This window comes from Streptomyces sp. 8K308 (assembly GCF_004348315.1).
Classification (GTDB): Bacteria; Actinomycetota; Actinomycetes; order Streptomycetales; family Streptomycetaceae; genus Streptomyces.
In genome coordinates this window covers 1-11,419 of the sequence record NZ_SMKC01000235.1, presented here as the reverse complement: position 1 = coordinate 11,419, position 11,419 = coordinate 1, and the positions used below count along the sequence as shown (strand labels likewise).

Annotated in this window: 9 protein-coding genes; all 9 read right to left on the bottom strand. The window is 69.7% G+C overall.

The genetic code is table 11. The features are described 5' to 3' along the window. A partial coding sequence (locus E1265_RS25765) for an ABC transporter ATP-binding protein (protein WP_243741105.1) occupies positions 1–869 on the bottom strand: 869 nt, incomplete at its 3' end. A 12-nt stretch (positions 870–881) separates the two neighbouring features. Continuing rightward, positions 882–1,865 (bottom strand): ABC transporter permease, encoded by a 984-nt coding sequence (locus E1265_RS25760; RefSeq protein WP_132933402.1) that lies wholly within the window; start codon positions 1,863–1,865, stop codon positions 882–884. Positions 1,866–1,904: 39 nt separating this feature from the next. Next, entirely contained in the window at positions 1,905–3,713 is a 1,809-nt protein-coding gene (locus E1265_RS25755; RefSeq protein ID WP_132933401.1) for an ABC transporter substrate-binding protein, read from the bottom strand. A gap of 71 nt (positions 3,714–3,784) precedes the next feature. Next, positions 3,785–4,756: an ABC transporter permease gene (locus tag E1265_RS25750; RefSeq protein ID WP_132933400.1), complete on the bottom strand. Its 972-nt coding sequence runs from the start codon at positions 4,754–4,756 to the stop codon at positions 3,785–3,787. Between the two features lie 348 nt (positions 4,757–5,104). Continuing rightward, positions 5,105–6,109 carry a dipeptide ABC transporter ATP-binding protein gene (locus tag E1265_RS25745; RefSeq protein ID WP_132933399.1) on the bottom strand — a complete coding sequence of 335 codons (1,005 nt, stop codon included), beginning with the start codon at positions 6,107–6,109 and terminating at the stop codon, positions 5,105–5,107. After that, positions 6,102–7,100 (bottom strand): ABC transporter ATP-binding protein, encoded by a 999-nt coding sequence (locus E1265_RS25740; protein ID WP_132933398.1) that lies wholly within the window; start codon positions 7,098–7,100, stop codon positions 6,102–6,104. The genes E1265_RS25745 and E1265_RS25740 overlap by 8 nt, the downstream gene beginning before the upstream one ends. Positions 7,101–7,116: 16 nt before the next feature. Next, positions 7,117–8,004 (bottom strand): ABC transporter permease, encoded by an 888-nt coding sequence (locus tag E1265_RS25735; RefSeq protein ID WP_243741106.1) that lies wholly within the window; start codon positions 8,002–8,004, stop codon positions 7,117–7,119. A gap of 580 nt (positions 8,005–8,584) precedes the next feature. After that, the gene (locus E1265_RS25730; protein ID WP_132933396.1) at positions 8,585–9,508 is read right to left on the bottom strand and encodes an ABC transporter permease; all 924 of its coding nucleotides are present in this window, start codon (positions 9,506–9,508) and stop codon (positions 8,585–8,587) included. 6 nt (positions 9,509–9,514) lie between these two features. Beyond that, on the bottom strand, positions 9,515–11,149 hold the full coding sequence (locus E1265_RS25725) for an ABC transporter substrate-binding protein (RefSeq protein WP_132933395.1): 1,635 nt from the start codon (positions 11,147–11,149) through the stop codon (positions 9,515–9,517). Positions 11,150–11,419: the final 270 nt, after the last annotated feature.

Sequence of the window (11,419 nt, the reverse complement as noted above, 5' to 3'; positions counted from 1 at the left end):
GGGGTGAGCAGGCTGGGCGGGGTTCCGGTGATGGGCACGAGCTCCTGGTCCACGTCGCCGTGCAGCCGGGGCATCGAGCTCAGCAGCCCCCAGGTGTAGGGGTGCTGCGGGCGGTTCATGACCTCCCGCACAGCGCCGCGCTCGACGGCGCGGCCGGCGTACATCACCAGGACGTCATCGGAGACCCGGGAGACCACGCCCAGGTCGTGGGTGATCATGATGATCGCGGAGCCGAACTCCCGCTGGAGCTCCATCAGCAGGTCGAGGATCTGGGCCTGGACGGTGACGTCGAGCGCCGTGGTGGGCTCGTCGGCGATCAGCAGGTCCGGGTCGCAGACCAACGCCATGGCGATCATGGCGCGTTGCCGCATGCCGCCGGAGAACTGGTGCGGATAGTCGTCAACTCGACGTCGCGGGTTGGGGATGCCGACCTTGCCGAGCATCTCGATGGCGCGCTCGCGGGCCTCACGCCGGCTGGCGCCGCGGTGTTTGCGGAACGGCTCGCCGATCTGTCGGCCCACGGTGTGGTAGGGCGAGAGCGCGGTGAGCGGGTCCTGGAAGATCATGGCGACCTTGTTGCCGCGGAGCCGTTCGAGGCGCCGCTCGCCGACCCGCGTCAGGTCCTCGCCGTCCAGCAGGATCTCACCGGAGACCGTCGTGTTGTTCGGGTTGTGCAGGCCGAGGACGGCCTGGTTGGCGACCGACTTACCGGATCCCGACTCGCCGACGATGCCGAGCGTGCGGCCGCGTTCGAGGTCGAAGGAGAGCCCGTCGACGGCCTTGACCGTGCCGTCCTCGGTGGCGAAGTGCACGCGCAGGTCGCGCACGGAGAGGAAGGGGCCGCCCGCCTCCTGCCTGGTGGTGGTCACGTCGGTCAGCTCCTAGGCGAGCCGCACGCGCGGGTCGATGAGCGCGTAGCAGGCGTCGACGATGATGTTGAACAGGACGATCATCAGGGCGGCGAAGAGCATCACGCCCATCAGCATGGGGAGGTTGGACTGGGTGACGGAGTCGACCGCGAGCCGGCCGAGCCCGGGCAGCGCGAAGGTGTACTCGGTGATCATGGCGCCGCCGAAGAGGGAGCCGAGGTCAATGCCGAAGATCGTGACGACGGGGATCAGCGAGCCGCGCCAGGCGTAGCGGAAGAACACGGTGCGCGGCCCCATGCCCTTGGCGCGCGCGGTGCGGACGTGGTCCTCCTGGAGCTGTTCGATCAGCGCGGCCCTGGCCATGCGGGTGTAGTTGGCGGTGAAGATGGTCGCCAGCACCAGCCAGGGCAGCAGCAGCCCCTGGAGCCAGCCGAGCGGATCCTCGGTGAACGGCTCGTACCGTGGCTGGGGCAGGAGTTCCCTTTCGCTGTAGACGAGCGTGGCGAGGGCCAGCGGGCCGAGGAAGTAGATCTGCATCGAGCTGAGGACCAGCGAGGCGGAGCTCATGGTCTTGTCGAGCGGCCCGCCCTGCCGCCAGGCGGCCAGCATGCCGAGCGCGAGGCCCAGGGTGAGGAAGACCACCGCGCCGCCGATGGTGAGCGAGACGGTGGTGGGCAGCCGGTCGAGGATGGTGTCGAGGACCGGGGTGTTGTTCCGGAAGGAGAAGCCGAGGCAGGGCGCCGGGCAGTGTCCGGCGGGGAAGTCGCGGCCCGCGAAGATGCCGACCATGTACTCCCAGTACTGCACGGGTATAGATCGGTCGATGCCCAGGTTGCGCTCCACGACGGCGAGTTGCTCGGGGGTGCAGACGCCCTTGCCGCACGCGAGCAGCGCCGGGTTGCGGGGGATCGCGTAGAAGAGGAAGAACGTGACGGCGCTGATGATCACGAGGATGGCGACGGCGCCGAGCGTTCGCCGGAGGAGGAAGCGGAGCATCGTCGGTAGCAGCCTTCGCTAGCGGCCTTGGCGGCGGGGTCAGTCCTGGATCACGTAGAGCCGTTGCATGTCGATGGTGCCGAGGTCGTCGTTGAAGGTGGCGCCGCCGATCCGGGAGCCGTGCAGGATGGTCTGCCGGTAGTAGAAGGTCGGCACGAAGGGCACGAACTCCTCCTGGATGTACTGGCTGAGCGCGGTCCACTCCTCGGCCGCCTGCTCCGGGTCGGTGATGGCCCGGATGCGGTCGATCTCCTCGTTGACGTGCTCGTCGTTGAGGTGGCTGTAGTTGGAGCCGCCGTCCTCGATCTGCCGGCCGTCGAACTGCGGCGGGATGACGGTGGCGGCGGAGAGCCAGTCGTGACCCCAGCTGTTGCGGTAGATGTCCGCCTCGTTGTCGACGACGCCGATGGTGTCGTAGTAGGTCTCCGGCGGCACCTCGGTGCGGTTGACGTCGAAGCCGGCGGACTCCAGGGCGTCGGCGATGGCCACCGCGGCCTCCTGGTCCTGGGGCGTGGTGTGGTGGATGTAGTTGAGCTCGTAGCCGACCGCGTCGGCCTCCTCGAGGAGTTCACGGGCCCGCTCGATGTCGCCCTGCGGGTTGGCGAGCTTGCCCCAGGGGTCGAAGCCCTCCTGGTAGCCGGGGAGCAGCGGGGAGATGTTGCCGCCGGCGTACTGGCCGCCGATGCTGCCGCCGTAGGCGTTGAGGACGCCGTTGAGCGGCACGGCGTAGGCGATGGCCTGCCGCACCCGCAGCTCGGTGACGCGGTCCAGGTTGATGGCGAGGGTGGCGACGTACGGCTGGTAGCCGTCGACCAGCCGCTCCCGCAGCTCCGGGTCCTCCATCACGGTGGGGCCGTTGCCGGCGTCGAGGCCGTTGTTGAAGCTGGTGGCGTACTGGTTCTCGCCGTTGTCGGCCATCAGCCGGGCCGTGGAGTCCTCCAGGCTGTGGCCGAACGATATCTCGTAGCTGTCCGGGTAGGCGTTGCGCGCCGGGTCGGTCTCCGGCTGCCAGTACTCGTTGCGCACCAGGGTCATGGAGCGTCCCGGCCGGAAGTCCTCGATCTCGTAGGGGCCCGAGGTAACCGGGTCCTGGTCGTACGCCTGCTGGGTGTCGCCCTCGGCCGAGACGACGGCGTAGCCGGGCATGGACAGGGCGTACGGCAGGTCGTTCTGGGGCTCGGCGAAGCGGAACACGATGGTCCGCTCGTCCGGGGTCTCCAGGACCGAGTCGGGCAGGTGGTCGCCCTCGTAGGGGCCCTCGGGCAGCAGCTCGCGGTAGTCGGCGGCGTCCGCTCCCGCCAGCCACTGCTGGAGGTAGCTGGGGCCCTGGGTGATGAACGGCGCGAACATCCGCTCGATGGTGTGCCGGACGTCGGCCGAGGTGATCGGGGTGCCGTCGTTGAAGTAGATGTCTTCCTTGAGGGTGTACGTCCAGGTGCGGCCGCCGTCGGAGACCGTGCCCGAGTCGGTGGCCAGGTCGCCGACCACCGTGTAGTTCCCGTCGTTGTCGAGCCGGACGTAGGTGAGGCCGCGGTGGATCAGGCGGGCGATGTTGGACTCGTGGGCGACGTAGATCTGGGCCGGGTCGAGGTGGTCGGGCGAGGTCTCCTGGAGCACGTTGATGGTGCCGCCGGGGGTGGCGCCCGGGACCTCCTCGGCGGGTCCCGTGGACGCCTCGACGTCGCCGAAGGAGATCGCGGCCGCGGTCTCGGGCCCCTGGCTCTCGCCTTCGCCCTCCCCCTCGGGACCGCCGCCTCCGCCGCTGCTGCAGGCGCTGAGGATCAGCGCCCCGGTCATGGCCAGGGCCACCCCGGCGATGCGTGCTCTGCGCCGTGCTGTGGTGCTCATCGGTACGTTCCCACCTGCCCGTTTCGTTGGTCGGCTTGGCTCGCGGAGGTGACGGTGCGGCGGTCGCGGGGCTAGCGGACGGTCTTGGGGTCGAACGCGTCCCGGACCGAATCTCCCAGGAGGTTGAAGGCGACCACGAAGACCACCATGGAGACTCCGGGGAAGAACATGTAGGTGATGTCGCTGCGGTAGACCTCGGCGGCGGTGGCGAACATCCGGCCCCAGTCGGGGGTGGGCTCTGTCAGGCCGACTCCGAGGAAGGAGAGGGCGGCGGCCGTGGTCACGAAGTTGGGCAGCATGTAGGTGGCCTGCACGAGCATCGGCGAGACCACGTTGGGCAGCAGCTCCTTGCGGATGATCCGCCACGGGGACGCGCCGCTGACCCTGGCCGCCTCGACGAACTCGCGCTCCCTCAGGGTGAGCGCGGCGCCGCGCAGGATGCGCCCCAGGGTCATCCAGCCGAGCGCCCAGAGGACGACGATGATCGACACCACCTTGACGTAGGTGGGTGTCTCCTCTCTGGGGTCCACGAAGAGCGTGGTGACGATCGGCAGGAACGCCACGAAGAACAGTTGCTGTGGAAAGGCCATCAGCAGGTCGATGAGGCGGCTGATGGCGAAGTCCCAGCGGCCGCCGAGATAGCCGGCCGCGATGCCGAGGACGATCGCGGTGAGGACGGCGAGGACGGTGACGGCGAGGGCGATGAGCAGCGAGGTGCGTATTCCGTAGAGAAGCAGGGTGAACACGTCGCGCCCGGTGCTCGGTTCAATTCCGAACCAGAATTCCCCGTCGATGCCGCCGTTGGGTTTGACGGGATAGCCGTACTCGTTGAGCAGCCCTGGCTCTAATTGCCCGTACCTGGTGTAGGGGTCCTTCCCGTAGAGGGCGGAGATGACGGGCGCGAGCAGGCCGAGTAGGAAGAAGAGGAGCACCACGCAGGCGGATATGACGCCAACTCGGTCACGTCGGAAACGACGCCACATCAGTTGGCCCGGCGAACGCCCTACCAGTTCGGCCTCGACGGCCTCGGTTTGGCTGCCCATCAGTCCCCCCGACGTGTGGTCGCGCGGTGCGATGCGTGTAGAGCGGGACTGTGGCAAGGCACCGACTTACCCGTCAAGGGGTAGCAGTGGTATCAACCTATGATGGTCAATTTGCGAGCCAAGGTTACGCGGATTGACACAGGAACGTGCTTGACAGCGTCACTCACTTTCGGAAATGAGCGGACAAGTGGGGACCCCGAGGGTGTTAACAAGGCGGCAACACACCGGACCCTATACCGATATGCGAACGCCCCAGACTGAGGCGGTACGGCCGTGCGGGTGCCGTAGACCGGGGCGGTGTGGCCGAGAGTCCACCGCCCCGGTTGCACGACCGCGCTCCGTCCGCCCCTAAGTCGCGTAGTGACAGGCGGACTCGTGACCGCTCGCGCCCGTCGCACCCGCGAACGCCAGAGGCACGGCCAGCGGCGGTGACACCTCCGCGCAGATCTCCGCCGCTTTCCAGCACCGCGTTCTGAAAGGGCATCCGGTCGGCGGATCGGCCGGTGACGGGACGTCGCCCCGCAGGATGATCCGCTCGCCCCGCCGGTTCGCCTCCGGCTCCGGGACCGGGACGGCGGAAAGCAGGGCCTGGGTGTAGGGGTGGGTCGGATGTTCGTAGATTTCCTGATGCGACCCAATTTCCACGACCTTTCCCAGGTACATCACGGCGACCCGGTCCGAGATATGCCGCACCACCGACAGGTCGTGGGCGATGAAGACACAGGAGAGGCCGAACTCGCGCCGGAGCCGCGCCATCAGGTTGATCACCTGGGCCCGCACGGACACGTCGAGCGCCGAGACCGGCTCGTCGCAGATGATGATCTCCGGGTTGAGGGCCAGGGCGCGGGCGATGCCGATGCGCTGGCGCTGACCGCCGGAGAACTGGTGCGGATACCGGTTGAGGTACTCCGGATTGAGCCCCACCACGTCGAGCAACTCCCGCACCCGGCGCCGCCGCTCGCCCTTGGGCGCGACCTCGGGATGGATCTCGAAGGGCTCGCCGACGATATCCCCTACCGTCATGCGCGGATTCAGCGACGTATAGGGGTCCTGGAACACCATCTGGATATTCCGACGGGCCGCCCGCAGGGCGCGCCGCGACAGCCGGGAAAGATCCTGGCCGCGATAGCGGATCTCGCCGGCCGTGGGCCGCTCGAGCCCGACGAGCAGCCGCGCCACGGTGGACTTCCCGCACCCCGACTCCCCCACCACCCCCAGCGTCTCGCCCGGCCGCAGGTCGAGGGAGACGCCGTCGACCGCGCGCACCGCGCCGACCTGGCGCCTGATCAACACGCCCTGGGTAAGCGGAAAGTGTTTGACCAGGTCCCGCACCTGGAGGATGGGCTCAGGCACCGAAGGTCTCCTTCCAGAAGTGGCAGGCGCTGGTCCGGCCGCCGCCCTGGCCGCCTTCGGGACCGGTCACCCGCACCAGCGGCGGCACCGGGTCCTCCCGGCACATCTCGCGGGCGGCGGGGCAGCGCGGGTTGAAGGCGCAGCCGGCGGGGATCGCGGTGAGCGTGGGCGGCAGGCCCTTGATCGCGTAGAGCTCCCGGCCCTTGTGGTCGAGGCGCGGGATGGAGTCCAGCAGGCCCCTGGTGTAGGGGTGCGCGGGCCGCTTGTAGAGCTCGTGCACCGGCGCGTTCTCCACGATGCGGCCGGCGTACATCACCGCGATCTTGTCGGCCACGCCCGCGACCACCCCGAGGTCGTGGGTGATGAGGACGAGCGCCATGCCGAGGTCCCGCCGCAGCTCGGCGAGCAGGTCCATCACCTGGGCCTGCACGGTCACGTCCAGGGCGGTGGTGGGCTCGTCCGCGATGATCACGTCGGGCTCCAGGGCCAACGCCATCGCGATCATGATCCGCTGCCGCATGCCGCCGGAGAACTGGTGCGGGTAGTCGTCGACCCGCTCCCTCGCCGCCGGAATGCGGACCCGGTCCATCAGCTCGACGGCCCTGGCCCTGGCGTCCCTTCGGGACATGCCACGGTGCACCCGGAACATCTCCCCCAACTGGAAGCCGACGGACAGCACCGGGTTGAGGGCGGAGAGCGCGTCCTGGAAGATCATGGCGATCTTGTCGCCCCTGATGCGACGGCGCTGCTCCTCGGACATGGCGAGCACGTCCTCGCCACGGAAGAGGATCCGGCCGCCGGTGATCCGCGCCGGCGGGCTGTCGAGGATGCCCATCACGGCCTGCGCGGTCACGGACTTCCCCGAGCCGGACTCGCCGAGCACCGCCAGCGTCTCGCCGGCGTCCACGGCGTAGCTCACCCCGTCGACCGCCCGGACCACTCCGTCCCTGGTGTCGAACTCAACGCGCAGGTCTTGGACTTCGAGCAGCATGGGCGGTCAGCGCCTTTCACCTGAGCTTGGGGTCGAGGGCGTCCCGGACGGCGTCGCCGAGCATGATGAAGGCCAGCACCGTGACGCTGAGCGCGGCCGCCGGGTAGAGCAGGATGTGCGGCGCGTTGCGGAACTGCATGCCGTCGGAGGCGGCCGAGATGTCCACGCCCCACGAGACGTTGGGGGGTTTGAGGCCCACGCCCAGGTAGCTGAGGGTGGCTTCCAGGGCGACGAAGGTGCCCAGCATGATCGTCGCCATCACGATGACCGGCGCGATCGCGTTGGGCAGGATGTGCCGCAGCAGCAGCCGTGGGGTGCCGGCGCCGAGCGCCCTGGCGGCCTGCACGTAGTCGTGCTCCTTCGCGGTGAGCACCGCGCCGCGCGCGATCCGGGCGATCCCCGGCCAGCTGAGCGCCGCGATCACCGCGACCACCGGCCAGATGCCGGTCAGCGTGACCATCGACAGGAGGACGATGGCGCCGAGCACCATCGGGACGCCGAAGAAGACGTCGGTGAGCCGGGAGAGCAGGCCGTCCCAGAAGCCGCCGAAGAAGCCGGCGAGGCCGCCGACCACCGAGCCGAGCAGGGCCACGCCCAGGGTCGCGCAGACCCCGACCGCGATCGAGGCGCGGGCGCCGTGGACGGTGCGGGTGTAGACGTCGCAGCCCTGGGTGTCGAAGCCGAACCAGTGCCCCGGGCTCGGCCCTTCCAGGGAGCGGCCGAGCTCGCAGCGCTGCGGGTCCTGGGTGGCGATCAGCCCCGGCCAGAGCGCGATCACCGTGAGGAAGAGGATCAGCAGCGCGGACACCACGAAGACGGGGTTGCGCCGCAGGTCGTGCCAGGCGTCCGTCCACAGCCCTCGCGGCTCGGCCGGTTCCGGCTGAGCGACGCCACCCCCGCCCACCGCCGGCGCCGCGACGGCGCTGGCCGCCGCGTGGCCAGCCAACGCCTGCGACGGTGTCGGACCGGACGGCGCCAGCGGTGACGACAAACCAGCCGACGCCGACGACGGGCCACTCTGCGACGCGGACTCGTCAGCCGACGACGGCATCGGCGACGGGCCGACCGGCGGACCTGCCGGTGTCGAGCCGGCCCCCGCCGCGCCAGCCGACGCCGGCATCGGCGACGACGAGTCGGCCGGCGGCGAGTCGCCTCCCGCCGGGGCAGGCGACAACGGCGACACGCCATCGAGAGCCTCGCCCTCCGCCGCCAACGCCCCAGCCGCCGCCGGCGACCGGCCGGCCTGCGACGCAGACGCGTCAGCCGACGACGGCGACGGCGACGCGCCGTCGAGGGCCTCGCCCTCCGCCGACGACGACCCAGGCCCCGGACCAGCCGGCGCCGGTGACGGGTCGGCCGGCGACGCCGACGGGTCAACCGACGGCGACGACGGGCCGGCCACCGACTCGCCGATGCTGTCGCCGGCCGCCGCCGGCGAGTCGGCCGGCGGCGGGTCGGGGGTGGCTGGCCCGACCGGGAGGTCGTCAGGCATAGCGGATCCTCGGGTCGAGTACGGCGTAGAGAACGTCGACGAGCAGGTTCGCCAGCAGGAAGACCAGCACCAGCACCACCACGAAGCCGACCACCGTGGCCGAGTTCTGCCGCAGGATCCCCTGGTAGAGCTGGTAGCCGACGCCCTGGATGTTGAAGATCCGCTCGGTGACGATCGCCCCGGCCATCAGCGTGCCGATGTCCGCGCCGAGGTAGGTGACCACCGGGATCAGCGAGTTGCGCAGCAGGTGGCGCACGGTGACCCGGCGGCGCGGCAGGCCCTTGGCGATGGCGGTGCGGACGTAGTCGGCGCGCGCGTTCTCGGCGACGGAGGTCCTGGTGAGGCGGGTGACGTAGGCGAGCGAGACCAGGCTGAGGATGAGCCCCGGCAGCAGCAGCTCGGTGACCGTGGGGTCGGGGCTGACGGCCGGACTGACCCAGCCGAGCCGGACGCCGAACAGGTACTGGGCCGTGGTGCCGAGCACGAAGGTGGGGACGGCGATCACGCCGAGGGTGAGCATCAGCACCGAGGTGTCGAGCGGCCGGCCACGCCGCAGTCCGGTGACGACGCCGAGGGCGATCCCGATGACCATCTCCAGCACCAGGGCGATCACCATCAGCCGGAAGCTGATCGGGAACGCCCGGCTCATCAGCTCGGTGACGGGCTCTCCGTTGAACGCGGTGCCGAAGTCCCCGGTGAGGATCCGGCCCATGTAGCGCACGTACTGCCGCCACAGCGGCTCGTCGAGGTGGAACTCGGCGCGCAGCGCGGCGGCGGTCGCCGGGTCGGGGCCGCGGTCGCCGAAGAGTGCCGCGACGGGGTCGCCGAGCGCGTAGACCATCACGAAGATGAGGAAGGTGGCGCCGAAGAACACCGGGACCGTCTGGACGAGGCGTCTGACCAGGTAGCGCGTCATGTCGGCTCAGCTCACCCGGATGTCGGTGAAGACGGGCACGGAGAACGGGTTGAGCCGCACGTCGCTGAGCCGCTCCGAGTGTCCCGCGGTGCCGTTCTGGTACCAGAGCGGGATGGCCGGCAGGTCGTCCATCAGCACGCCCTGCGCCTCCCGGAAGGCGCTCACGGCGGCGGCCTCGTCCGGGCTGGCGTTGGCCCGGTCAACGAGCTCGTCGAACTCGTCGCTGCTGTAGCCGGAGTCGTTGGAGGAGGCGTCGGTGTAGTAGATGGGTTGGAGAAAGTTCTGGATCAGCGGATAGTCCATCTGCCAGCCGGATCTGAACATTCCCGACATCCGCTGATCGCCGACCCGGTTGCGGAAGTCGGCGAAGGTGGGCACCGGCTCCACGGTGCACGCCTCGCCGTCGTCCAGGGCGTTGTTGACGCTGTTGCAGACCGCGTCCATCCACTGCCGGTGGGAGCCGGTGTCGACGTTGGAGGTCAGGGTGATCCCGCCGCCCGGCAGCCCGCCCGCCTCCTCGATCAGCTCCCGCGCGCGATCCGGGTGGTACTCGCAAACCCGGCCGCACAGGCCCTCCTGCCAGCCGCCGTCCTCGCCGAGCACGGGCGAGGTGAAGTCGGAGGCGGGGGTGCGGGTGTCGTGGTAGATCCGGGAGGTGATGGCCTCCCGGTCGATGGCCATGGACAGGCCCTGGCGGAGCTTTCGCCCGTCCTCGCCCTGCCAGCGCTCGTCGTAGAGCGGGAAGGCGACGGTCTGGATGATGCCGGCCGGCCGGTTGAGGTAGCGGTCGCCGAGGTCGGCCCGCGCGTTGGCGAGCTGCGCGGCCGGGACGTCGTCGACCAGATCGAGGTTGCCCGCCCGGAGATCGGTGTAGGCCGTGTCGTTGTCGGTGTAGACGCGGAGTTCGACGCCCTTGTTCCTGGCCCGGTCCTGGCCCGCGTACTCCTCGTACCTGACCAGCTTCATGGACTCGTTTCTGTGGTACGCGTCGACGCGGTACGGGCCGTTGCCCACCGGCTTGGCCAGCCAGGCGTCGTGGTCCTCGAAGAACGAGCGGGGCAGCGGGGCGTAGGCGGCGTAGCCCAGGGTGTCGGGCCACAGCGAGAACGGCTCGCTGAGCCGGACGGTGAAGGTGTGGTCGTCCACCACCCGCAGGCCCCTGAGGGTGTCGGCGGTGGCCTCGGCGCCCTCCTCGTCCGGGTGGACCTCGTCGTAGCCGTCGATGAACTGGAAGAAGTAGCTCGCGACCTGGGCGTTGTCGATGTGGGCGCCGTAGTTCCAGGCGTCCACGTAGGAGCGGGCGGTGACCGGGGTGCCGTCCTGGAAGGTCCAGCCGTCCTTGATCCGGACAGTGAAGTTCCGCTGGTCGTCGGTGGTGATCGACTCGGCCATGGCGTCCTCGGCCCGGCCGGTCTCGGGGTTGTAACGTTTGAGCCCCCGAAAGATCATGTCGAGGACCTTGCCGCCCTGCACCTCGTTGGTGTTGGCCGGCTCGAGCGGGTGCTGCGGGTCACCCCAGGAGGCCCTGACCACCCCCTCGGGCCCGTCGCCCGAGCCGTAGCCGCTCCCGCAGCCGGCGAGCACCGCAGCCAGGGCCAGGCCACCGGCGGCGGCCCGAGCGAGGCGTGGTGTTCGGCGCATACGGTGCCTCCTCGGGTGCCGGAAAGCCGCATTCGAGCACATAAGATCATTTGCTGTCGCTATAAGCCTTCTTTCTGGCCTGATCCGCGCGGAGAGTTGCCCAGAACCCCCCATTTGCCGGACGCCGCGCATGGGTATCTACCGAGCATGCGCAGCGGGTTAATCGTTTTACCGATGGTTCTCCTCACCGCGACCGCCACCCTGCTCGGCTGCACCTCGCCCGGAGGCAGCGCACAGGGCCGCAACGACGACCGCGAAGGGTACGACACG